Annotated in this window: 28 protein-coding genes; 8 read left to right on the top strand and 20 right to left on the bottom strand. The window is 47.0% G+C overall.

From position 1 onward, the window contains the following. Window positions 1–162: 162 nt before the first annotated feature. Complete coding sequence (locus LCM00_RS20645; RefSeq protein WP_224905566.1) at window positions 163–1,248, bottom strand: YsnF/AvaK domain-containing protein; 1,086 nt, start codon at window positions 1,246–1,248, stop codon at window positions 163–165. Between the two features lie 290 nt (window positions 1,249–1,538). Between LCM00_RS20645 and LCM00_RS20640 the strand changes: the two genes are divergently transcribed. After that, window positions 1,539–2,213: an NAD(P)H-dependent oxidoreductase gene (locus LCM00_RS20640; protein WP_224905564.1), complete on the top strand. Its 675-nt coding sequence runs from the start codon at window positions 1,539–1,541 to the stop codon at window positions 2,211–2,213. An 80-nt stretch (window positions 2,214–2,293) separates the two neighbouring features. Here the strand turns inward: LCM00_RS20640 and LCM00_RS20635 are convergent, their stop codons facing one another. After that, entirely contained in the window at window positions 2,294–3,838 is a 1,545-nt protein-coding gene (locus tag LCM00_RS20635; RefSeq protein ID WP_224905562.1) for a DHA2 family efflux MFS transporter permease subunit, read from the bottom strand. A 182-nt stretch (window positions 3,839–4,020) separates the two neighbouring features. On the opposite strand from LCM00_RS20635, the gene LCM00_RS20630 reads away from it, so the two are divergent. Continuing rightward, the gene (locus LCM00_RS20630; RefSeq protein ID WP_224905560.1) at window positions 4,021–4,911 is read left to right on the top strand and encodes a TetR/AcrR family transcriptional regulator; all 891 of its coding nucleotides are present in this window, start codon (window positions 4,021–4,023) and stop codon (window positions 4,909–4,911) included. 40 nt (window positions 4,912–4,951) lie between these two features. On the opposite strand, the gene glsA is transcribed toward LCM00_RS20630, so the two are convergent. Then, complete coding sequence (gene glsA, locus LCM00_RS20625) at window positions 4,952–5,881, bottom strand: glutaminase A (RefSeq protein ID WP_224905558.1); 930 nt, start codon at window positions 5,879–5,881, stop codon at window positions 4,952–4,954. Window positions 5,882–5,967: 86 nt separating this feature from the next. Further along, entirely contained in the window at window positions 5,968–7,341 is a 1,374-nt protein-coding gene (gene rlmD, locus LCM00_RS20620; RefSeq protein ID WP_224905556.1) for a 23S rRNA (uracil(1939)-C(5))-methyltransferase RlmD, read from the bottom strand. A 630-nt stretch (window positions 7,342–7,971) separates the two neighbouring features. On the opposite strand from rlmD, the gene LCM00_RS20615 reads away from it, so the two are divergent. Further along, window positions 7,972–8,301 carry a hypothetical protein gene (locus tag LCM00_RS20615; RefSeq protein WP_224905554.1) on the top strand — a complete coding sequence of 110 codons (330 nt, stop codon included), beginning with the start codon at window positions 7,972–7,974 and terminating at the stop codon, window positions 8,299–8,301. A gap of 232 nt (window positions 8,302–8,533) precedes the next feature. Here the strand turns inward: LCM00_RS20615 and LCM00_RS20610 are convergent, their stop codons facing one another. From LCM00_RS20610 to LCM00_RS20595, 4 genes are all read right to left on the bottom strand, one after another. Beyond that, the gene (locus tag LCM00_RS20610; protein WP_224905552.1) at window positions 8,534–9,463 is read right to left on the bottom strand and encodes a diacylglycerol kinase; all 930 of its coding nucleotides are present in this window, start codon (window positions 9,461–9,463) and stop codon (window positions 8,534–8,536) included. A gap of 262 nt (window positions 9,464–9,725) precedes the next feature. Then, window positions 9,726–10,340, bottom strand: a complete 615-nt coding sequence (locus LCM00_RS20605) for a TetR/AcrR family transcriptional regulator (RefSeq protein WP_224905550.1) — start codon at window positions 10,338–10,340, stop codon at window positions 9,726–9,728. Next, window positions 10,341–10,898 carry a GNAT family N-acetyltransferase gene (locus LCM00_RS20600; protein WP_224905548.1) on the bottom strand — a complete coding sequence of 186 codons (558 nt, stop codon included), beginning with the start codon at window positions 10,896–10,898 and terminating at the stop codon, window positions 10,341–10,343. Window positions 10,899–10,913: 15 nt separating this feature from the next. Further along, window positions 10,914–11,162: a hypothetical protein gene (locus tag LCM00_RS20595; RefSeq protein WP_224905546.1), complete on the bottom strand. Its 249-nt coding sequence runs from the start codon at window positions 11,160–11,162 to the stop codon at window positions 10,914–10,916. A 259-nt stretch (window positions 11,163–11,421) separates the two neighbouring features. On the opposite strand from LCM00_RS20595, the gene LCM00_RS20590 reads away from it, so the two are divergent. After that, the gene (locus LCM00_RS20590; RefSeq protein WP_224905544.1) at window positions 11,422–12,006 is read left to right on the top strand and encodes a hypothetical protein; all 585 of its coding nucleotides are present in this window, start codon (window positions 11,422–11,424) and stop codon (window positions 12,004–12,006) included. A 6-nt stretch (window positions 12,007–12,012) separates the two neighbouring features. Here the strand turns inward: LCM00_RS20590 and LCM00_RS20585 are convergent, their stop codons facing one another. Together LCM00_RS20585 and LCM00_RS20580 are read right to left on the bottom strand one after the other, a co-directional pair. Beyond that, the gene (locus tag LCM00_RS20585) at window positions 12,013–12,531 is read right to left on the bottom strand and encodes a spore coat protein (protein WP_224905542.1); all 519 of its coding nucleotides are present in this window, start codon (window positions 12,529–12,531) and stop codon (window positions 12,013–12,015) included. Between the two features lie 96 nt (window positions 12,532–12,627). Beyond that, complete coding sequence (locus LCM00_RS20580) at window positions 12,628–13,983, bottom strand: TrkH family potassium uptake protein (protein WP_224905540.1); 1,356 nt, start codon at window positions 13,981–13,983, stop codon at window positions 12,628–12,630. 160 nt (window positions 13,984–14,143) lie between these two features. Here LCM00_RS20580 and LCM00_RS20575 point away from each other — a divergent pair, with 160 nt between their 5' ends. Beyond that, window positions 14,144–14,332 (top strand): hypothetical protein, encoded by a 189-nt coding sequence (locus LCM00_RS20575; protein WP_224905539.1) that lies wholly within the window; start codon window positions 14,144–14,146, stop codon window positions 14,330–14,332. A 40-nt stretch (window positions 14,333–14,372) separates the two neighbouring features. Here the strand turns inward: LCM00_RS20575 and LCM00_RS20570 are convergent, their stop codons facing one another. The 6 genes from LCM00_RS20570 to LCM00_RS20545 all read right to left on the bottom strand — a co-directional run bounded on the left by LCM00_RS20570 (window position 14,373) and on the right by LCM00_RS20545 (window position 18,653). Then, the gene (locus LCM00_RS20570; RefSeq protein WP_224905537.1) at window positions 14,373–15,317 is read right to left on the bottom strand and encodes a LiaI-LiaF-like domain-containing protein; all 945 of its coding nucleotides are present in this window, start codon (window positions 15,315–15,317) and stop codon (window positions 14,373–14,375) included. Between the two features lie 40 nt (window positions 15,318–15,357). Continuing rightward, window positions 15,358–16,458: a hypothetical protein gene (locus tag LCM00_RS20565; RefSeq protein ID WP_224905535.1), complete on the bottom strand. Its 1,101-nt coding sequence runs from the start codon at window positions 16,456–16,458 to the stop codon at window positions 15,358–15,360. Continuing rightward, the gene (locus LCM00_RS20560; RefSeq protein WP_224905533.1) at window positions 16,458–16,928 is read right to left on the bottom strand and encodes an anti-sigma factor; all 471 of its coding nucleotides are present in this window, start codon (window positions 16,926–16,928) and stop codon (window positions 16,458–16,460) included. Before LCM00_RS20560 ends, LCM00_RS20565 begins: the two co-directional genes overlap by 1 nt. Beyond that, window positions 16,925–17,503 carry an RNA polymerase sigma factor gene (locus tag LCM00_RS20555; protein ID WP_224905578.1) on the bottom strand — a complete coding sequence of 193 codons (579 nt, stop codon included), beginning with the start codon at window positions 17,501–17,503 and terminating at the stop codon, window positions 16,925–16,927. Before LCM00_RS20555 ends, LCM00_RS20560 begins: the two co-directional genes overlap by 4 nt. A 116-nt stretch (window positions 17,504–17,619) precedes the next feature. Beyond that, window positions 17,620–18,168: a cysteine hydrolase family protein gene (locus tag LCM00_RS20550; RefSeq protein WP_224905531.1), complete on the bottom strand. Its 549-nt coding sequence runs from the start codon at window positions 18,166–18,168 to the stop codon at window positions 17,620–17,622. After that, entirely contained in the window at window positions 18,168–18,653 is a 486-nt protein-coding gene (locus LCM00_RS20545) for a carboxymuconolactone decarboxylase family protein (protein WP_224905529.1), read from the bottom strand. The genes LCM00_RS20550 and LCM00_RS20545 overlap by 1 nt, the downstream gene beginning before the upstream one ends. Before the next feature lie 121 nt (window positions 18,654–18,774). Here LCM00_RS20545 and LCM00_RS20540 point away from each other — a divergent pair, with 121 nt between their 5' ends. Both LCM00_RS20540 and LCM00_RS20535 read left to right on the top strand, forming a co-directional pair. Then, a complete protein-coding gene (locus tag LCM00_RS20540) occupies window positions 18,775–19,212 on the top strand; it encodes an Lrp/AsnC family transcriptional regulator (protein WP_224905527.1) in 438 nt (145 codons plus the stop codon). A gap of 51 nt (window positions 19,213–19,263) precedes the next feature. Beyond that, a complete protein-coding gene (locus LCM00_RS20535) occupies window positions 19,264–19,407 on the top strand; it encodes a hypothetical protein (protein WP_224905525.1) in 144 nt (47 codons plus the stop codon). 74 nt (window positions 19,408–19,481) lie between these two features. Here LCM00_RS20535 and LCM00_RS20530 read toward each other — a convergent pair whose 3' ends face one another. Beyond that, window positions 19,482–19,649, bottom strand: coding sequence for a DUF3934 family protein (locus LCM00_RS20530; protein ID WP_224905523.1), 168 nt, complete (start codon window positions 19,647–19,649; stop codon window positions 19,482–19,484). A gap of 114 nt (window positions 19,650–19,763) precedes the next feature. Continuing rightward, the gene (locus LCM00_RS20525) at window positions 19,764–20,312 is read right to left on the bottom strand and encodes a hypothetical protein (protein WP_224905521.1); all 549 of its coding nucleotides are present in this window, start codon (window positions 20,310–20,312) and stop codon (window positions 19,764–19,766) included. Window positions 20,313–20,465: 153 nt separating this feature from the next. Here LCM00_RS20525 and LCM00_RS20520 point away from each other — a divergent pair, with 153 nt between their 5' ends. Further along, on the top strand, window positions 20,466–21,599 hold the full coding sequence (locus LCM00_RS20520) for an NAD(P)/FAD-dependent oxidoreductase (RefSeq protein ID WP_224905519.1): 1,134 nt from the start codon (window positions 20,466–20,468) through the stop codon (window positions 21,597–21,599). A 41-nt stretch (window positions 21,600–21,640) separates the two neighbouring features. Here LCM00_RS20520 and lepB read toward each other — a convergent pair whose 3' ends face one another. Both lepB and LCM00_RS20510 read right to left on the bottom strand, forming a co-directional pair. Then, window positions 21,641–22,192, bottom strand: coding sequence for a signal peptidase I (gene lepB, locus LCM00_RS20515; RefSeq protein ID WP_276541735.1), 552 nt, complete (start codon window positions 22,190–22,192; stop codon window positions 21,641–21,643). Between the two features lie 105 nt (window positions 22,193–22,297). Continuing rightward, the gene (locus tag LCM00_RS20510; RefSeq protein WP_224905515.1) at window positions 22,298–23,092 is read right to left on the bottom strand and encodes a class I SAM-dependent methyltransferase; all 795 of its coding nucleotides are present in this window, start codon (window positions 23,090–23,092) and stop codon (window positions 22,298–22,300) included. Between the last annotated feature and the right edge of the window lie 124 nt (window positions 23,093–23,216).

Below are 23,216 nucleotides of genomic sequence, written 5' to 3'. Positions count from 1 at the left end.
GGATTGAATTATTCTTAGTCAGCATTTTTTTCACCTCAAGCATTGGTATATCTTATATTTTATAAAAAAATAGACTGTAGGCAAACCCGAATTTCTTCGAGTTTGTCTACAGTCTGAAACAGCCAGCAGAATGCTGGCTGTTTCATCAATAAAATCATTAGATTAAAAGCGGCCGCGGTCGTCCATACGGTCTGCCAGGCTGTCGTCCTGGTCGCTGCTCATATAGGCTGTGCTGGAATCACGGTCATCTTCATCGTAATCATCCGCTCCATCTACATGGGCTTTTTCACGCTTGACTGTATCCCTGACAGTCTCTGTATCCTCAACCTTCCGCTTGCCGACAACAAGCTCCTCAGTCACAACAGGCTTCTTCGTAACTTCCAGGCGTTCTTCTGTAATTGGAATTCTTATATCGTCATTGTCATCGACAATCGGTCCAGTGTCTCCGTCAACTGCCTGTCCGTCGACTTTGCGCCGTTCTACATATACTTCATCATGGCTGACATTCACATCAACAGAACGATCTTCTTCTACCACATCTTTTTCAACATGGACCTCACCGGTCTGGACGCGCTCTTTATCAACCTGCAGGCGCTCCTCGCGCAGGCGCAGGCGCTGTTCGTCCGTCAAGTCATCTTCATCATCAGCATAGCCGTTCACTTTACCTGCCTTGACAGCCTCTACATCAGCAGCTCTGGTCACTTCATCTGCCTTGACACCCTCTACATAGCCGTCGGGCTCGTCAGTCAGGCTGCCTGTACGCATTCCTGCAGTATTGGCCATGCCGGCTGTACCTGCTGTACTATTCGGCCCGGTTACTGCACCGTAGCCTGTAGCATCAAGGGTCGGTGAAGCAGGCCTTGCAGGGTCAGCTTCATTAGCAAGTGTCCGGTCACCATAGAATTGATCATAATCCTTATCAACGTACAGCAGGATTTTTCCTGCCTGAATATCACTGTAATAGCGGTCAGACTCTTCATCCGTCAAGCCCATATTCTGCATTCCTCCGCGGACTTCATCCTCTCCCGTCAGGAATGACATGAACTTGTCCAGCCATGTACTGCTGTCCGCATCCGTTCCTTCCACTTCTGCCCCGGTGCGGCCTCTTACCATAGAGATATCATCGGCATCCTTTGCAACGGCATAAATATCCGATTCTCCGTAGCCCTGGAGCTTCAAGTCATCAATCTTCTTAATTGCTTCTTCCTGCGTATCAAATACTCCAATGAACTTTTTGTTGTCATTCATCATGATTACCTCCTGTAATTTTTTTGTGGCTCTGTTTTTCAATTACCCGATGGACTCTGCTGGAAACATATTAAAAACAGTTCTGGGCAATCCAGCTTTTCCAAGAAATTCCCTTATTCAGCTGTAGTTATTATCTACCCGCACCGACCCTGGATTAATATATGGAAATAGAGGAACAGAATACATAATTTTCCACATGCACAATGGCTATTTTATACCGAGCCGATTTCATGAATTAAAAAATGGATTATGGTAATTTTAATGAGAGTAAAAATGAAGGAGTTGACGAGATGCGCAATAAAGAAGAATTAAAGCAGGAGATTCTGGACGCTTACCATTTCCGCCACGCAACAAAGGAATTTGATCCAGATAAAAAAATCCCGGAGGATGACTTCCGCTTCATCATGGAAACCGGCCGCCTCTCTCCAAGCTCATTCGGATTTGAGCCTTGGCGTTTTGCTGTCATTGAAAGCCCGGAGCTTCGGGAAAAAATCAAAAACGCTTCCTGGGGTGCCTACAGCAAGCTGCCTGATGCGAGCCATTTCGTCGTCATTCTGGCGCGGACCAAAATGGATACAAAGTATGACTCTGATTATTTGAAGGATCAATTCACCAATGTCTTGAATATGCCTTCTGATATACTCGAAAAATACCTCGGCCGGGTTGAAGAATTCCAAAAAGATGACTTCAAGCTTCTTGAAGGAGACCGTCCGCTGTATGACTGGGCTTCCAAGCAGACCTACATCGCCCTTGCCAATATGATGACAGCTGCTGCCCAGATCGGCATCGATTCCTGCCCGATCGAAGGCTTTAATATTGAAAAAATGAATGAACTGCTCCAGGAGGAAGGCATCCTCGAGGACGGCCACTTCGGCATATCCGTTATGGCTGCATTCGGCTACCGCACAAAAGATCCGCGTCCGAAATCAAGAAGGGCTTTCGATGATGTGGTAAAAACATATTAAAAGGAAAAAGGAAGAGATTCTGCTCTTCCTTTTTTGCATATAAAAAAGGAGAATGCCCTCGGACATTCTCCTTTTCTCTATTAATTTTCAGCCAGCTTCGGTGCAGCTTTTTCCTGTGAAGATTTAGCTTCAGCTGGTTCTTCAGCCGGCCTTGCACGTTTAATGAAGAAGGCAAGCACAAGGGCAACACCAGCAATGAAGGTTGCCACAAGGAAAGCATCATTGATGCCTTCAAGCATAGCCTGCATGCCGATCTGCTGCTCCATTTGGGCAAGCGCAGCTTCTGTCGGCTGGACGCCGGCATTCGACCCTGCCGACTGCTGCAATGCATCAGCAGCAATCTCTTCAGCATGGGTTTTCGTCCGGGTTGACATGATTGTCACAAGCAATGCCGTACCAATCGCGCCAGATACCTGGTTCAAAGTGTTATTCATCGCTGTCCCGTGCGGATAGTACTGGGCTGGCAGCTGGTTAAGGCCATTAGTTGATACCGGCATCATAACCATGGACATTCCAAGCATGCGGACAGAGTAAAGAATGATCAGATTTGTATAAGTCGTATCAAGAGTGAGCTTTGAGAACAAGTAAGTCGTTACTACAGTGATCGTAAGTCCAATGATCGCCAGCACGCGGCCTCCGAATTTGTCGAACAGACGGCCGGTAATTGGCGACATGAATGCCATGATGATGGCTCCAGGCAGAAGCAGAAGCCCTGCATCCATAGGCGAGATCCCGCGAAGCGTCTGTACATAGATCGGCAGAAGAATCATCCCGGAGAACAGTGCCATATTGACTACCATTGTGATGGCTGATGATAAAGCAAACATCGGATATTTATATACCGCAAAGTTCAGCATCGGGCGCTCCTGCTTTGTCTGGCGCAGGATGAAAATAATCAGCGAGATTACACCCACTGTGATCGTTACATACACATGCGGGCTGTCCCAGCCTTTGTCCCCCGCTGAGCTGAATCCGTAAAGGATTCCCCCGAAACCGATGCTGGACAGGATAAGAGACAGCATATCCAGGCGGATATTCACTTTTTCCTTCTTATCTTTCAGCAGGAAGAATCCGACGAGCAGGACTACAGCCGCTATCGGAGTAATGAAGTGGAACAGCATTCTCCAATCATAGTGCTCAATGATCCATCCTGACAGCGTAGGGCCGATTGCAGGTGCAAACATGAGGATCAGTCCGAATACACCCATCGCCGTTCCCCTTTTTTCAACAGGGAAGCTGATCAGCATAACATTCATCAAGAGCGGCATGAGAATAGCTGAACCTGATGCCTGAAGCATCCTTCCAGCCAGCAATACCGGGAAAATGTGCGCAGTTCCGGCCAGCACAGTCCCGGCTGTAAATAAAAGCATGGCTGCAAGGAACAGCCTGCGTACAGAATATTTTTGAATAAGGAATGCAGTTGTAGGGATTAAAATTCCGTTGACGAGCATAAAGCCGGTAGTCAGCCATTGAACAGTCGATGCACCGATTTCTAGCTCCTTCATGATGGAAGGCAGCGCGATATTTAAGAGCGTATTATTCAAGAAAGCAATAAAGGCTCCGATCATCAAAACCGCTATCATACCGTACGGCGGTCTGCCTGTATTATTTATTTTTTGTTCCATTTTTTCCTCCTATACTTTAAGTCCAATATATTGGACTCCTGTTTCACAAAACATATCATATACCATCGGTACAAAGATTGCAATCATTAAATTCCATTGAAATAACTGGATTTGTTTTGGCATAATAAATGGTGTACTATAAAATTTATACAGGCAGTATACTACTTAAAAAAGGTGATTTTATGAATGACAGAAAACAGCATGTGATCAAAATGGCACACCAGCTGTTTATCGATAAAGGCTTCCAGGCCACCAGCATTCAGGATATCCTGGAGTACAGCGGAATCTCCAAAGGGACCTTCTATAATTATTTTCCATCTAAGAATGAACTCCTGATTGAGATGGTCAGAAGCATCTATTCCCAGCTGGAAAAAGAACGCAATGAACTGCTCATCGGCCAGGATCCTGCCGATATAGATATATTCATCCAGCAGATCGAGCTTCAGCTGATAACGAACCGGGCGAATAAGCTGATCGCCCTTTTCGAAGAAGTCTACATCTTAAATGATGAAGACCTGAAGGAATTCATCAAACGCGGACAGCTCCGCATGCTGCGCTGGCTGTACCAGCGGTTCATCGATTTGTTCGGCGAAAGCAAGAAATACTATCTTCTTGACTGCTCGATCATATTTCTCGGTATCCTTAACCAGAACCTGAAATATCACACAATTGCGAATGAAGTGAATGCCAGCATCCACCAGGTGGTACAGTACAGTGTGAAAAGAATTGTAAAAATGGTTGAAGAGGTATCCAGTACAAAAGACCAGCTGTTCCAGCCGGAGCTTCTGGATAAATGGGCACCAGACTGCAGGCACCCGAATCCCGGCTTCCAGAAGGACCTCCATCACACGGTCCTCACGCTGAAAAAGGCTATCAACAAAGAAGAGCCTAAGTACGTGGAGCTTCTTGACTTTATCCAGGAAGAGCTTCTAAGATCCAAGAATCCGAGAAGGTTTTTGATCGAGAGCACAATGGCAACCATTAAGGCAAGCGGCTTATTCAAACCGATGGATACCGACAAACTTGAACAGCTTATTGCTGCATTTTTTGACCAGATCATGGAACCTGCATAAGCCGGAAACCCGCTGTCATCACAGCGGGTTTTTTCTGGGGTTAAAACATGCTCAGGCTGTAATTCTTCGACAGCAGTTCCAAAAGCCGGATCCCTGCAATGCTGTTTCCCCTCTCATCAAGAGCCGGCCCGAAGATGCCAATGCCAAAACGGCCAGGGACCGCACCCATGATCCCTCCTGAAACACCGCTTTTCGCCGGGATCCCGATTTTGATCGCAAATTCGCCTGAAGCATTATACATGCCGCAGGTTACCATAAAAGTCTTGCAGATCCGCGCGATATCCCTTGGCATGATTTGCACGCCTGTCAGCGGATCTTTTCCATCCAGCGCAAAAACAAGGCCGATCCTCGCCAGATTCAGGCAATTCATCTCAATTGCGCACTGCCTCGTATATAAGTCGAGCAGATCTTCCACTTCTTCCTGGATGACATCATGCTGCTTAAGGAAATAGCAAAGCGCCCTGTTCAGATCGGCAGTCCTCAATTCCGACTCTGCCACTTCCCGGCAGTAGCCGATCGTTTCATCATCTGCTAGCCGCCGCACAAAACCAAGCAGCCTTTCAAAACGCTCATCAGGAGAACTTCCTTCCACCATATGTGTAACTACAAGTGCCCCCGCATTAATCATTGGATTCAGCGGCTTGGCAGGCGCCATTGTCTCAAGCTTGGCAATCGAATTAAACGGATCGCCCGTCGGCTCCATCCCGACACGGTCGAACACATAGTCAGGGCCCCTTTCCATTAAAACATAGGCCAGGCTGATTACTTTTGACACACTTTGAAGCGTAATCTTTTCCTCAACATCACCGGCAGAGACGCATTCGCCGCCAGGATATTGGATCGCAATGGATAAATCCCCCGGATCCGCCTTCCCAAGCGCCGGGATATAATCGGCCACCCTTCCGTGCACCGTCTCATTCCGCGCTTCCTCAACCAGTCTTTTCAATTCTTTACTAGAACGGCATGCCATTTTCATCACCCGTTTTAGTATGGGCCATAACTTATAGAAGTATGAGAAAAGGCAGCCTGGTTAGGCTGCCTCGGTTCTATGATTTATTAATCTCTTAGGATGATTTTTGCTACTGCTTCACAATGCATCGTCTGCGGGAACATATCGACCGGCTGGACTTCCTCTGTCTTATACCCGCCGTCTTCAAGGATCCGCAAATCGCGGGCAAGTGTGGCCGGGTTGCAGGAAACATAGACTACTTTTTTCGGCTTCATGCTCAAAATCGTCTGCAGCAGGTCTTCGTCACAGCCTTTGCGCGGCGGGTCGACTACCAGGACATCCGCCTGGTTTCCTTCTTTATACCAATCAGGAATGACCTTTTCCGCTTCCCCTACCGCAAACTCCGCGTTAGTTATCCCGTTAAGTGCAGCATTGCGCTTGGCATCCTCAATCGCCTCAGGCACGATTTCCACGCCGAAGACCTTTTTTGCCTTTTGGGCGAGGAAAAGAGAGATGGTGCCAATGCCGCAATAAGCATCTATGACGCTTTCTTCGCCAGAGAGGTCTGCATACTCAAGCGCCTTTTCATACAGCACCTTCGTCTGCTCCGGATTGACCTGGTAAAAAGAGCGGGCTGAGATGGCGAACCTGATATCGCCAATATAATCGTAAATCACTTCTTCTCCCCAAATCACACGGGTGACGTCTCCAAAAATCACATTCGTTTTCTTCGGGTTCACATTATGGACGATCGACTTGATCCCTTTTATGCTCGCTGCAATTTCCTCGGTGATCTTTTTCCGGTTCGGGAGCTCATTGGTCCTTGTAATCAGCACGACCATCACTTCTCCAGTCACAAGGCCATGCCGCGCCATGATGTGGCGGAGCTCACCTTTATGGCGCCCTTCATCATAAGCCCTGACTCCATACTTGGCGCAGATCTCTTTGACTGTTTGGACGACTTCATCATTTTTTTCCTGCTGGATCAGGCACTCTTTCATATCGATGATCTGATGGGAACGCTGCTGATAAAAGCCGCCGATCAGGCCGCCTTCATGCTCGCCGATCGGCACCTGTGCTTTATTACGGTATCTCCACGGCTCACTCATCCCGAGAACTGGATGGACTTTCACATCCTCAAGCTTTCCGATCCTTGTCAGCACATCCCGAACCTGCTTTTCCTTTGCCAGCATCTGGCCCTGATAGCTGAGATGCTGAAGCTGGCAGCCGCCGCACTCCTTATAGATCGGGCACGGTGCATTCACACGGTGCGGGCTTTCTTCATAAATCTCCATCAGGCGGCCAAAGCCGTACCCTTTATTCACCTTCGTCACCTTCACCTGGGCCCTCTCGCCCGGCAGGCCGTTCGGCACAAACAGCGGATAGCCGTCCACCTTTGCGACTCCCGCCCCGTCATGCGTCAAATCTTCAAACATTACATCTATATAATCATTCTTCTGAACTGGAACAGTACCCTTCATCACGTTCGTCCTTTGCTGTGTTAATTTCCGTGGCTCTATTGACTAGCAAGATTGTACCACAAAGGGTGGTGGAAAGCGAAGGTGGGGGAGATTTTAGGGAGAGTGGGGTTAGCAGTGAGCTGGGCTGGTTCGGGGGAAAGGCGGAGAGCGGAGTTGCTAATATATTGAAGAAGTTGCTAATAAAATCGGAAAGTTGCTAATAAACTTGAAAAGTTGCTAATAAAACAGGAAAGTTGCTAATAAACTTGAAAAGTTGCTAATAACCAGAATGTGCGGCCTGCTTGCAGAGTCCCCCGGTCTGAGAACAGTCGCAAATATATGCCGAAAGTCGCAAATAAAATTGGAAACTCGCAAATATATCCAAAAAGCCGCAAATAAAATTCAAATCCCGCAAATATATCCCAAAACCCGCAAATAACCGCCTCCACACCATACATTCCCCCAGCCGAATCCGAGCGCACACAAATAAAAAAAACACAAAATTTCCCCATCCTTGATACCACAGCAAAGTAAACCTTTTCATCCCCAAATCGCGTCAAAACTGGGGATTTTGTCAAAACTTTTTTGTTTTAAAACATGAACAAAGGCGATATGATGGTAATATTCTATTTGGCGAAGGGGTGTGGGAAGATGAGAAAGGCGAGAGCTGTTTCAGCACTGCTTTTAATGACAATCCTGTCATTTTTGTTCGTTCATTATCAGCCAATCCATCAGGATCACAAGCCCGTCCATGAAAGCAAGGCAGCCCTTCTCGGGGAAACCGGGGAATCATTCCAGCTGACTGCGGATGAAAAGCACGAACCTGCCGCAATAAACGGCAGTTCCGCTGTTATCTTGCTTGCGGCTATTATGGTATTCCTGGCCATCCGCCATCTTGCTTTCGCACTTCATCATTTTTTCCTGAAGAGCGTCTTTTATCAGTCCAATTATGTGGACCGTTCTCCTGTATTGTTCGGCTAAGCTAACAAACAATAAGGAGGACAACTCATATGTGGATTCGATTCTTAATGATCGGCGCTTTTTCATTAACGGCGTCTACTCTGTTTCTTTACCAGGGAATGGAGATTTACCACGCAATTACTGATTTGATTAAGCATAAAGCATAAATAAATGAGACAAGGCGCGGAAGCTTTTCCGCGCCTTTTGTATAACAAAAAAACAGGGAAGAGACACCCAGTCTCTTCCCTGTTTCTTATTCCTCCACTGTTTCGTACGGCCGGTCTTCCTTGCGGATCTTATCAATCGGCACGAACACTTCAAGATGGCGGTACAGGTTGACGAATTCAGCTGGAAGCAGTCCGCCGAATTCTCCGTCCAGGTTCAGCTGAACTTTTTCTTTTGAGGTTACTTTTATCCGGTTGGCCTGTGTATAGATGACATGGGGATCATGGATATGCTCTCCTCTTACTGCCATGGATGCAATCCGGATGAAATCGGCGAGGTTCGTCTTTTTCAGGATCAGCAGGGAAAACAGCCCGTCATTGATCGACGCATCCGGGGCCAGGCGTTCAAAGCCCCCCACCGAGTTGGTAAGCCCGACCAAAAAGAGCATGGCTTCACCTTCATACAGTTTCCCATCGTATTCAATGCTGACTTCCGTGGATTTAATCGACGGGAGCATTTCAATTCCCTTCAGATAATAGGCCAGCTGCCCCAGCATGGTTTTCAGCTTGCTCGGCACTTCATACGTAAGCTCGGTCAGCCTTCCGCCGCCGGCTATATTAATGAAATATTTATCATTGAATCGGCCGATATCTACAGGGATCGTATCGCCCTGTATGATGATATCAACTGCAGCCTGTACATCGCGGGGAATATGGACCGCACGGGCAAAGTCATTGGTCGTGCCGCACGGAATGATGCCCAGCTTCGGCCGGTACTCCTGCTCGGCCATCCCATTGACCACTTCATTGATTGTCCCGTCTCCCCCGGCTGCTATGACCAGATCATATTTCCTTTCCACAGCAACACGTGCAGCCTTAGTGGCATCACCCTCGCAGGTTGTAGCATGGCATGAGGTTTCGTAGCCTGCTTCCTCCAGCTTCTGCAGCACCTCAGGCAGATTCTTCTTGAAAATTTCCCGTCCAGAGGTTGGATTATAAATGATTCTTGCTCTTTTCATACCCATCATCCTATTAATAAAATTAACGCTCAATTCAAAACTGTCCATTACTTTTTCCTTAATATAGGAAATAAGCTTCCTCCACAATTTTAACACCATACAGTTTGAAAAGCATAATTTTACCCTTAATTTTTTCGTTTATGCACCTTGGCATTATACCCCTTTTGGCGATAATTATCCTTTCTCTGCACCTGCTGCTGAAAAAATAAAAAACCTGCACGGCGGCAGATTTCAGGAATAATCCGGTGAGGTGTTCTGATTTTTATCCATTCTTAATATAAGACAACATAAACTGCTTAAACGTCAGATAAACTTTCTCTGAAGGAAAATCTTCAAATAGGATGCGCTGGATATTCGTTCCGTCAACCACCACCCAGAACATATTGGCAATAAGGCGGGAATCTGTTTCAGCTGCAAATTCTCCCGATTTCTTGCCCTCTTCCACAATTTTGAGGATGAGGTTAATGAAGAATTGATTGCCGCGCTCTTTCAGCACTCTGCTGATCTCCTCATTCCGCGAAGAATGAAGTGTAAATTCATAATGGACGACAATGTAATCTTTCATATCTTTATCCGGCCTTGAGCGGCTGTAGCGGTCAAAAAGATAAGAAAGCCTGGCACCGGCGGAATCAAGTGCCTCGATCTCATTCAGGAGGCGGTCATTGGCTTCCTCCGTCTGCTCCATCATAAGGGTGATATAAATATCATCCTTGCTTTTAAAATAGTTGTAGATGGCACCCTTGCTGATGCCTGATTCTGCAACGATGTCGTCTATGGATGCTGCCTGGAAGCCTTTCCTGGCGAAGCATCTCAGCGCACTGGCCAAAATTTCCTTCTTCTTATTCCGTTTATACTCCTCTGATACAATAGGAGGCACTCAATTCCCCTCCCTGTTTGTGCTCATAGGACGAAACTCATGCCTGAGAATGCCCATGATCAAATTGTCGTAGTAGACTCCATTCCAAAGCAGTTCTCCCCTGAAAGCCCCTTCTTTTACAAATCTCAGTTTTTCATAAGCCCTGATGGCGCGGCTGTTATACTCATACACATTGAGATACACGCGGTAAAGGCTGAGCACTTCAAAGGCGTACTGAAGCAAAAGCGAAATGGCTTCAGTTCCAAGCCCCTTTCCGTAATGCTCTTTTTTATAAAGGGCGATCCGGAGGCTGGCATTTTTGTTGATATAATCAATTTCCGTCAGAGCCAGATCCCCTATAGCTGCTCCTGTCTCTTTGTCTGTTATGACAAGATCAATCCGCGATTTGTCTCCATCAAAATTCTTATAGGCTTTTTCAAGGCTGTCTTCTGTAAAAAAGGTCTGTGTCCCTGTAAGCTTCCTGAACTCAGGATCCAGGAGGGCCTGATAAATGTGGGTGCTGTCTCCTTCTTTAAAAGGCCGCAGACTGACCCTGGTTCCTGTGAAATAGTTTTCCATCACGCAAAGTCCTTTCTATCCGCAGCTTTTTGCACGCTTTTCCATCAGCACAGCAAAAAGTTCCCCATGCTTTTTGGTAATAACAGCATCTTCATCTATCAGCCCCTCTTTTACCAGTTCTGTTCTGATTCTATCTAAGAACAGTTCCTTAATCGCCCCTGACCGGCAAGGCTGGATATGCCCGGAAAGCTCCCAGATCCATTCTTCCATATGGATGCTTTTGCTCGTTTTCTTCATCTCTCTTGAGATTGTTCTTCTGCTCATCTTTCTCACCCGCTTTTTTAAAAACAGCATTTGTCTCCAAAAATTTTATATATTTAAAAATAAACTACTTAGTTTATTTAATTATAAGTAGATATTTTTAAAAATTCAAATATTTTATTATAGAATTTATTTAGAAGCTTGCAGCAGGAACTTCCGGCACACTTGTCTGCTTTTGATTAGCCTCAGTTTCCTTGGCGAAACTTAACTCTCTTTTTAACGTATATAAAGATATACGTGAAGGTCGGATGGAGGTCTATATATGAAGAAAAAGAAACTGAATTTCAAAAAAAGGGTCATACATAAACCACAGTCTGCCTCCGAATGGCTGACCGCCATTTCAGGGGCAGGATGTCTTCTGCTTTTAATAGGTTCGTTCATACTATGGGGTGCTTCTGAATTAATGGAGGATTTCATATGGTCCCAGGTTCTTGGTTCGATAACCGCTGTATCAATGAGCCTGTGCTTCGGCCTTGCACTTCTGGCGGGCGTTTTGGCTGCAGACAGCTGGCCGTTCAGAATTTTCTTGTTTATTTTTACTGTGGTCTTCCTTTCGACCGGCGTGCACTTTGTAAATGAGGCCTATTTGCTCTACAAGGATAAAGATGCCTATAAAAATAAAGAGTTCCTGTTTGTAGAAGGCGTTCCGGATGAGGCAGAATATGATGACCCTGAAACTGGAACTGAGTTTGTAATGGAGCTTATTTTTGAAGACTTAATTGTGGACGTCTATTCCATGGATATCAGCCGAAGCTATTATGAAGAACGGCTGGAGGGAAGGAAGCTGAAGGTTGCCTACCTCCCAAACAGCCATTATGCGGTAAGATGGTGGAATTTAGAAGAGTAGGGAGCCTTACTCTCCAAACAGCTCTTTGAATCGGCGAACAGCCTCTTCCTGCTCCCTTCTGTTTGAATCAGGAGCGTATTCCCAGCCCTTTTCCTTTATCAGTTCACTGTATTTGTCCTGCAGCCCTGTCTGCTGGAGTGCCATCTGTATATGGATACGGCGGACATTCGGCGTCTTCATCTCAAGCGCCGAACTGAAATTGGTACCGGCCATCGACTTGGCAGCATTTCTTGATTCAAGCGCGATTTCCTGGTCGGTCATGCTGCCGGCCGTATTGCTGCAATTTATCTCCAACGGCTCCAGCTCCTGAAGATCGGCTGCAGTCACCCCTTCATTTAATTCTGGATCCATCAGTCTGATCATGACTTTTACATGGTTATCCATGATAACCGCCTGTTCAAAAAGGATTTGTTTCAGTCTTTCATCCTCTGCCAGGCAGAAATACAGCCGCAGCTTCCCAAGGACCCCTTTATGCACCATTAAATGCTCCGACATCAGCCCAAGATCTATTGCCTTAATGATCATTTCAATCCCTCCAATAGCTTTTATATTTATATATGGAAAGATGCCCCCTTGATGAATAAAAAAAAGCAGCCCGCATTTATGGCAGGCTGACTCGTTTTATCCAATGATGATTTTTTCCTTCGGATAATGGTATTTTTCCTTGTTCGGGGTTCCCCTGATCAGGAACAGGAAGGACAGGATGCCGATCCGCCCGATGAACATCAGCAGGATAATGATGATTTTCCCTACATCCGTCAGATCCGCTGTAATTCCCATGGAGAGACCGGTTGTTCCGAATGCAGAAGCCACCTCGAATGCAATCTGCAGAAAGGTGAACTTTGGATCAGTAAAGGTGAGCAGGATTACAGCCAGGCTGCAAATCAGGATGGCTGTTGTAAAGACGATGTAGGATTTGATCACATCCTCCTGCATGATTTCCTTCCTAAACACTTTAATATGCGTATTGCCTTTTGCATATGTGTAGATGCTCAGCACCATGATGGCAAAGGTCGTTGTCCTGATTCCTCCGCCTACGCTGCTGGGAGAGGCGCCGATGAACATCAGGATAGAGATAAAGAACAAGGTCGGCTCTGAAAAATCGCTGATATTCATGGTTGCGAGCCCCCCATTCCGGGTTGATACAGATTGGAACAGCGCGTAGAAGAAGGATTCATGCCACGATTTATCAGCAAAGAAATGATTATACTCAAAAAGGCATATAAACGCAGTACCCAATACAACCAGCAAAAAGAAGGTCACGGTCGTTACTTTGGTAAAAAGGGTGAATTTATAGGGAATCGTACCGCGATGCCGTATAAATTCTCTTATCTCAATCAGTACAGGAAAACCGATGGCGCCAACTATCAGCAGGATGATGTTGATGAGCTGCACAAAATAATCATCAGCAAACGGGATCAGGGACTGCCCTGTAATATCGAAACCCGCATTGGTCGTCGCACTGACAGAAGCAAAGAATCCCTGAAGGAAAGCCTCCTGCCAGGTCGGAAAATATTGCAGAAAATAAACACCCAGGATAATGGCTCCGATCAGTTCAATCGTAATAAAGATGACCAGAATCCGCCTGATGAGGACTACCAGCCCGGCAAGATTGTATTGGTTTTGGTCCGTCATGATCAGCTTTCTTTTCCGCAAGCCGATTTTCTTGCCGACGAGCAGCCAGAAAAAGGTGCCAAGCGTCATGATGCCGATCCCGCCAAACTGCAGAATGAAAGCAAAGATAAAAGTGCCTGGCACACTGAGGATCTCGCTGATATTTACAGTGGACAGACCGGTTACGCTAATGGCGCTGACAGATGTAAAAAAAGCATCTATAAAAGATAGTTCAACGCCTTCCTTTAAGGTGATCGGCAGCTCCAGCAGCACAGCCGAAAGAACAACAGCAAATAAATAAAACAGAACGATCAGCTGCGCGGAAGATAATCGCTCCAGGACTTTTTCAATAAATGTCTTCATATTTCACCAACGTTATGTAAAATTATTAGTCTCTTTAGTATACCCAATTTTCACCCTGCTGTTAATTCCTGCCTTGTTAAGGTTCCCGTAAGCTCCTGTTCACAAGGGTGAAATTTCCGGCCTGTATACTGGTGAAAAAGACATTATGGGAGGAATCATCATGCATCATTTATTGCTTGCAGCACTTATTATCCTGGCGGCTCTGTTCAGTTATATTTTCCGCGATGGGCTGACGGACCGCTCTCTGATGGTTTCCAGCATTCTTGTCATCCTGAATATTGGTATGTACATGCGGGCAAAGGCTAAAAAAGAGGATGCGATCAAAGGCAGCTCCGCTCAGGAAGTATAAGGATAACAAAAAAGATGCAGGGCCCAAATGGCCTTGCATCTTATTCGGCAGATGTATTCAAACTCACACTATAGCTGTTGGAAATGCTGATACGGTGCTCTCCGCTGCCAGACTGGTAGGTTGCATCCTTTCCGCTGCTGCCGGAATCTGCGTACCCCTCTTCACCAGAGGGCTTTGCTTCTTTTGTAACCTTCCAGTCCCCATCGCTGCCCTGAAGGTCCTTTATATCAAAGGCATTTACCTTCAGGCTGCTCTCTTCCTGGATATAAAGGGAGACATGGGATACTTGTTCAACACTCCAGTCGCTCATCAGCTCCCTCGGCTTCATGGTCACCATGTTGTCAGTTCCTGTCACTTCAAGCTTTACGCCCTTAGGAATAAGGAGCGTTGCATCCATGGAGGCATAGCGTTCAAACGGCCCCGCTGTTTCATTCGGGAGCTCTTTAACCGTGATATAGAGCGAGTCGCCGTTCCGGTGGGAGCTGACATAGTCAGCTGACTTCGAAATCAGGTTTTCTTTTTTCCCGGTCATCGCCCTGTAGGTGCCAAACATGGAAACGTCTTTCCCGGAAGCACCTTCAATAGTGATCGGGGAGTTTCCGGTCTGGACAATAACCCTCTTAATGCTTCCATCCAGCTTTTCGGTGAACTCAGGCAAATCCATAGTCCGCTCTTCCCTGTTCACCACATCATCCAATTTATCCAGTATGCCCGTTGAGCTGACTGCGGCGAATCCGATGCCTGCTGTGCCGAGAATGCCGACGAAGAGAATGCTGAGAAAATCATATTTCAGATAAGGCTTTTCTTGTTTGGAAAAAAGCAGGAACAGCAGGATTTCCGCTCCCAGGATCACCAGGATGATCGGCCACCATGACATCATGGCATAGCCGAAGTCCATATCAAGCATCCGAGAAAGCAGCAGGAAAACACCTAAGAAAAGCAGTGCCGCCCCCATGGAGAATGTACCAACTCGCCATGTCCTCATTCCTTCATTCCGCCCTTCATTTTTCTCATCCATACTCAATTTAATCAACCGCCTTTTCTTTTACAGATTTGCTGCCAAGAAGGAGGCGCAGCCCGCCTCCGATCAGCAGGATGCATACAATGCCTGTCTGGAAGTAGCGGTCAAACCAATAGCGGATATCTATATCGATCATGTCGTACAGCACTGGAGAAACAGCTGGAAGGACGATGCTTGTTGTCAGATAGTACAGCCCTACAAGAACCAGTCCGATCCCTACCCATTTCTGATGATTGATGAAATACGAAATGATCGGCGTATCCTCCAACGGCTCATTCCCGTACCTTGAAGACTTCTGCAGTCCGTCGAAAAAGCTGTAGAACCAGATGATCGGGATCAGAAACAGGAAGATCCCCAGCCTGAGCACATCCAGGATATAAATGGAGAACAGGAAGGCAGCCATCAGCTGAATGCCCCGCCGCTGCAGCCCAAGATACAGATGGCCCGCTCCCGGAAAAATGGACAGAAAGGTGGCAATTGATTTGCTTTTCTTGCCTTCATCCCGCTTCGACTCGAAATCCTCCATGATCGTACGGTCCACCAGCTCTTCGCCCCGATGCTTCCGGTTCAGCTGCTGGATAGCATCAAAGAAGCCGTATACCCAAATCACCGGCAGAATCGCCCAGAATACAAGGAACTCACTTCGGTGGGTCAGCACTGACACAAACAGCACCATCACTCCCAGACCAAGAAAAGCGGTAAGGAGTGTAAGCCCCCGGTTCATCAGGCCCAGCTGAAAGTGCCCAAGACCTGGCACAAAGGACAGGATAATGGTAAAAAAGCGCTCCGACTCCTGGCTGGCTGCCGGCTTAGCTGATCCAGCAGCCCCGCTGCCATCCGCAAAGACTGTGCCGCCCTGCTGGTAGAGCTTTGATGCAGTGATGGCTGTATCAACAAAGTTCACGAAATAGATCAGCAGGCCGAACAGCGCAAAAACCAATGCCCCATCCCCGTAAACGTACATGCTGATTAGAGCAACCGTTAAGATCATCAGCCCGAACACAGCCGCTGTATAAAATAAACCTCTAAGGGTCTTTCCCAGATAAAGCAGGCCACCCCCAGGGAAAAAAGCTAAAAGAAAAGCGATTATCGGATTTTTCTTCATTATTTATTTGCCTCCTTATTCTTCTTCTCGATCGTATCCATCCAGGCAAAGGTTTTATCCACAAGCCCTTCTGTCACAGATGTTTTCTTTTCCTGAAAATCCGGTTCCTGAACAGCTCCTGCATACTGGGTGATCGACTGGAAAACACCGGTCGTCATGAGCAGGATGGTCATTGCCGCTGCAAGGGAATAGTGGAACAGCGGCGACTGGTAGAATGGCCTGTGCTTCTTTTCTTCATGTATCAGCGGCTGGACCGGCTCTTTTGCTTCTGCCGAGATTTGTGCCATCACCAAATCGGTGAACTTTGAGCCGCTTTCTATTTGCGGCAGCTCTGTTGCTGCCACTGCCTCCAAATAGAGCTCGAGGCAGTCATCACAGCTGTACAGATGATCTTCATAAATTTCCCTGTCCGCCTCTGCCAGTTCATCATTCGCATACCGCTTCCACTCCTCATACGTAAAGTGCTTCATGAGAAATCATCCTCCTTCCAGTGCTTCCTCATCCATAGACGCGCCCTGTAGAGCTTTGTCTCCACAGTCTTCACCTGGACGTTCTGTTCATCCGCTATTTGCTGATAACTTTTTTCAGCTATATAAAAGTCATAGATTACATCACGGTAATTATCCGGCAGCTGGTGAAGCTTTTCCCTCACCCGCTTCCGCCTTTCCTTATTCATCACTTCGGCTTCCACAGCCTCTTTCTGGGTGCCGTGGAGCTCATATCCGGCATACTCAAGGGAATCCTCCCTGCGCCGGTCCCTCTTTCTTTTTACATCAATGGCATGATTGACTGCAATTCTGGTGATCCAGGTTTTGAAGCCCTGGTCCTCATATTGGGGGAGAGAGGAATAGATTTTTATAAATACTTCCTGAGCGGCATCTTCCGCTTCCTTCCGGTCCCTTAATACCGCAAAGATTGTCCGGAACAAATCATTGCGGTATTTTTCAACCAGGAGCCGGAAGGCATGCTCATTGCCGCTCTTTGTTTGCTGGATAAGAACTTGGTCGCTAATCTCTCTCTCCCCCTTTCTGGCAGCTTCCAACATAATAGACGACACCAGGATAAAAGACCCCTACAGACTTTTTCAAAAAAAATCGCAAACCCTTTTCATTCTATCACGCCTTGCCCCAAATCCCTTTAAAATCAAAAAATCCCGGCACTTCAGGCCGGGAACTTCTCTAGCACTTTTTCAGTTGTACACACTTCCGCAAACTCCCCATGGAGAATGGCAAGCTCTGTTTGATGAATATCGCCGGGAGGGAAGATGGTGCCGTCATGGCCTTTCAGTTCGAAGGATGCACAGGCATCCTCCGGCAGCCAGGCCGAAAAGCCAAGATTGGCTGCCATCCGGACAGTGGTGGAAACGCAATGAGGTGTGGTCAGCCCGGCAATGACAAGCTCTTTGCTTTTTAGATTATTAAGCAAAGCTTCAAGGGACGTGCCGATAAATGCACTGTTGACGCTTTTCTGGATAATGCTTTCCCCCGCTGCAGGCTTCACTTCTTCCTTGAATTGATGGCCTATGCTTCCTTTGAAAAACAGGGATTCCCTTCTATGGGAGGTATGCTGGACATGAATCACCGGCATATTGCAGTTTCTCCAATGGTCCAAAAGCCTTGCAGCCTCTCTTTCCGCACCAGGATTATTCCGCTCGCCCCAGGAAAAATCCTCGAATGCCTTCTGGATATCAACCAACAGCAGAACAGCCATCAGGCACCATCCTTCCCTAAAGAACAAAAATCGTATAAATCAAGGCTTACAATCATTTTATGATAGCCGTCAAAAAGATTGATGAGTGCCAGCAGCTTCATAATTTCCTTTTCATCATAGGAATTTTTCAGCCATTCCAAATCAGAGTCTTTTAAAAGGCGCGGATTGGACCTGTAGGTGTCCAGAAAAACAAACAGCTTCCGGTCCCAGTCAGCGAAACCCGAGAAATCATTATGCTTCACAGCATAGGCGATGACTTCATTGTGTTCCATTCCACCGATATACGAAAGGCTCATGCAAGTGGCACACCCATTTTTATTGGCCAGATAAAGGCGCACCTTCTCCTTTACATCCGCGTTTATTCCTTGCTCCTTCCACAGCTGCTCATACAGGGCATCATACAGAGCGGCCACTTCAGGCACATAAGCCAGCGCTTTTTGAAAATTGGTCTCTCCCTGTTTTTCATTCAATTTGATTCTTGGCATTTTCAACTCCTCCTTCTGCTTTTATAATAGAAGGAATTAAAATAATAATGAATTTAATCTGAAACCAGTTTATACCGCTACTCTTTTCAAATGAAATATGTTTTAACAGGGAGGCTTACAAATGATAATCGATGATATAGACAAGCGCATTTTACAGGAACTGGAGAGAAACGGGCGGCAGTCAATGAGGGAGCTGGCGAAGAAGGTAAACCTCTCAGCCCCTTCAGTCACAGAACGTGTCAGGCGCCTGGAAAGTGAGGAAATCATCAAAGGATATACCATATCCATTGACTATAAAAAGCTCGGATATGGAATTGAATGTTTTGTAGAAGTCACCTTGCGGCAGGGAGATTACCAGCGATTCAGGGAAAAAATCGCTATGGTACCTAACGCGGAATTCTGCTCCCGGATAGCCGGCCAGGCCTGCTATCTCGTCAAGCTGAGACTGAAAAAGCTTGAGGATATTGAAGAATTCATCAATGCAATTACACCCTATGCAGGAACAGTCACCCATATCGCCCTGTCGGAGGTGCCTGTGAACAGCTTCTTCCTGGAATAGACGCATAATCCATGGATAGCATCGAATCCTATAAACACAGGAGGTGCTTTTATGGAAAAACAAAAGAAGGATAAAAAAATCGGGGAAAAAAGTGAATCGATGAATGCGATGGACCAGGGTCTTAATATCATCTCCCAGGCATTCAACCGGGCAACAGGCGTTGATGAAGGAAATGACGGCAAAGAGGATAAATAGGTTTACAAATATCTAAAGGGTTCTTATGATGGAGCAAATATAATAGAGCCAGAAGAATGTTCTGGCTCTTATCTTCATCCTTGGGCATTCCCGCCGGAATCCCCGGATTTTGCTTGATTTTTCGTACCTTTGCTTTTATACGGCTTGGCGCTTTTGGCTTTCTTGGCTCCCGCCTGCCAGCGGTTCCAGCCTTTCTTTCCAGTTCCTCTGCCAGTGCCGCTTTTTCCTTTTGCTTTGGTCATCTACTATCAGCTCCCATGTTTCTGTGCAGAGTTCTTCCTGTCCATCACCGCTGCAATCATAGCCAGGCTTGCACATGAACATTAGCATACCATATCAGGAGCCTGCAAAGCGAGCTACTTCAGCATTTCACCGGCCATTTCAGATAGTACTTGTTTTCGCTGGTCTTCTGATAGGCTTTCATCCATATAGGTAATGGTATACTGAACCTTATCCTGAAGAAAGGCAATACTTTTTCCTTCATACAGCCCTTTTACCCCGCCTTTAAGCTCCGCCGTCTCCGCTCCGGGCTGTTCAAATGATTCCACTGGATAATCTGCCATGATCATTAAAATGTTTTGCTTATCGTCATCTTGATCCGGGAATGCTGAAAATTCAGCTCTGATATACTTTCCATTATGCTCCATGTCCATAATGCTCGGCGGCTGGAATCCCTCTCCTTCAAAAGGCAGCTTTTTCGGCAGCACCATTTCAAACGGGAGCGCATCAAGTCCCTCTTCAACAGTTGGTGCTTTATATGTAACAGGAATTTTCTTCGCCTGCTCTTCATCCACATCAGCCATCTCCACTTTTTCCAGATTATCTGTATCCAGCTTCCCGCTCTGCATGTTCTGGCAGCCTGCAAGAAGAGTTGCTGCGAGGCCGATTGTCAGGAGTTTTTTCATTTATTGTCCCTGCTTTCGTGTAAGGATTCTCTTATTATATCACATAAAATTACATATTTTGTCAGGGATCAAAAAGCTGCTTTATGGACTTTTTACAATTACCCTGACAGGACTGTATACTATAACTAAATTTCACTATAAAGGATGCAGGCTATGAAAAATTATATTGTGATAGGCGCAGGCATATTGGGCGCCTCAGCTGCCTACCACCTGACCAAGTCGGGTAACCGGGTAATTTTAGCGGACCGGAATGAAAAAGGACAGGCTACTGCGGCTGCTGCAGGCATTGTCTGCCCATGGGTATCACAGAGGCGCAATAAGGATTGGTACCGCCTGGCCAAAGCGGGGGCCCGCTATTATCCCGAGCTCGTGAAGGAGCTCGAGGAGCGCGGCGAGACAGATACAGGCTACAGCAGGGTTGGTGCCCTTATCCTGCACAAGGAAACCGATAAGCTTAAAAAAGCGGAAGAGCGGACATTGAAGCGGAGAGAAGAAGCACCGGAAATCGGGGAAGTCACTCTTCTTACCCGGGAACAGACAGCTGAGGCTTTCCCTCCGGCTGATAAAGAGTTTGCAGCAGTACATGTCAGCGGAGCCGCCCGGGTAGACGGTCGGGCACTGAGGGATTCTCTTATCCGTGCGGCAGAAAAGGAAGGGGCAGTCTTTCTCGAGAAGGATGCTTCACTGATCTATGAAGGCAACCGGGTGACAGGCATCCTTGCCGGTCAAGAACAATGGGAGGCAGATGCTGTAATCGTCTGTGCCGGCGCATGGGCAGCGGAAATATTCAAGCCGCTTGGCATTGAAATGGATGTCAGCTATCAGAAGGCCCAGATTGCCCACCTAAAGCTTCCGGATGAAGCAACTGACAGCTGGCCTGTCCTTATGCCCCCCGGTGACCAGTATCTGCTTGCCTTCACCGGCGGACGGATTGTTGCAGGGGCAACCCATGAAAATGATGTATCCGGTTTTGATGCGAGAATCACAGCCGGAGGCATGCAGGAGGTCCTTGCAAAAGCCCTCTCTACAGCTCCCGGCCTGGCGGATGCCAGCCTGATAGAAGCCAGGGTCGGTTTCCGCCCCTTTACTCCCGGCTTCCTTCCGGTCATCGGAGCTGTCCCTGGGTGGGAAGGCCTGTTCACTGCCAACGGGCTCGGTGCCTCCGGCCTGACGATGGGGCCGTTTCTTGGACAGCAGCTTGCAAAGCTGGCATTGGGGCATGATACGGACATTGATCTCAATCCTTATCACGTTCAAGGAGCTTTAAAGGATCAAAAAAGCGAGTGACAGGAAAAGAGCCCGGCTAATTAGCAGCCGGGCTCCTTCTTTTATGGTTTCTCAGGATTTCCTATCCGATTGAGCGGGAAGTAGCGGAATTTGGCTTCGCCTACGACAGAATCATCAGAAATGAATCCAAAACTTCTGCTGTCATTGCTGTTCAGACGGTTGTCGCCCATCACAAAATACTGATGCTCCGGTACAACAAGCGGCCCAAAGTTTTCAGTCAGATGTTCTATGCCAAACTCTGCCGCTTCTTTGCGGTTTTCAGCGAGGTACGGTTCGTCCACTTTTTTTCCATTAACAAAAAGCTGGTCGTCCTTCACAGAAATTTCATCCCCAGGCAGACCGATCACCCTTTTTATATAATCATCCTCAGAATCAGGCGAATGAAATACAACTACATCCAAACGCTCAATCTTGCTGAGCTTGGTCACGATCACTTTATTCTGATCCTGGAAGGTCGGCATCATGGATTCACCCTGTACTGTCACCGGCGCAAATATAAACTGGCGGCAAATAAATGCAATGACAAGCGCTAAGGCTATCGATTTGGCCCATGAAATCCATTCAGACTTTTTGCTGTTCCCTGCCATGGTCATTCTCCTCTCAAATCACTATATGAATCTATTATAAGCGAAAAGGGGGGCTTATGCACATTTCGGCTTGAAAAAGCGCTCCGTACTGAATGTCCTCCATCAGTCACTTTACCGGATTCCCTCCTGAAGAATAGCTATAGTGCAGAAATGCGCGACCCCGTGAGAGGCATTGGCACCATAGTGTGCCTCAAGCTCTTCGCTCAGGCTCTGAAGCAATCTATCTCCTTCCTCTTTTGAGAGGTCCGCCAAATATGATAAAGAAGCCACTCTGTCCAGCCATTCATCATTATTGAAATGGACATCATATGGAAGCGCATACAAATCCTTCAGCCCGAATCCGGCCTCTTCCCACTCCTGGAACCACTCTACAGGAAATCCATTGATTCTTCGCCTTGAATTGGCCTTGCTTCCGGCAGGTTTAAGCTCTATTCCTTCTTTCTTCAAAAAATCAAATGTGATTTCCACAAGCCTTTGGTCTGCCTTGAATCCTGTATCTGCCACAATCAGATGTCCCTTCGGCTTAAGAATCCGGCTGATTTCCCTGAGGGCTTCTTCCCTGTCAAACCAGTGCCAGGCACGTAGCACCGTCGCCATATCATACTCTGCCCCGTCAAGCCCTGTATTTTCTGCAGTCCCTTTTCTGTACGGAATTTCAAGATATTTATCCCGGCTGATCCCGGCAGCTTCCTGAAGGAGCTTTTCAGAGGGATCGACTCCGACTGCGTCTGCTTTGCGGAATACCAGCCTCCTTGTCAGCACTCCTGTCCCGCAGCCCAGATCAGCCACTTTTTTGCCGGCAAAATTTATATTTCTCAGATGAAGGCTATCAAACAGACTATTTGGAACATCGTTCCGGGAACGTGCATATTCGCTTGCCCTGTTTCCAAAATCTACAATACCCATTCTGCCACATCCTTTTTCAAAATATTAGGAATTTAAATCGGGGTATGCTCATTATATGGTAGAATGAAAGCAATTACAATTTCTCTCGCTTTATTTTTGCTGTGCTGCTGGCAGGAAAGGAGGA

It is taken from the genome of Bacillus infantis (genome assembly GCF_020171945.1).
GTDB lineage: Bacteria > Bacillota > Bacilli > Bacillales > Cytobacillaceae > Bacillus_AB > Bacillus_AB infantis_A.
This window is presented reverse-complemented; position numbering and strand designations above follow the sequence as displayed.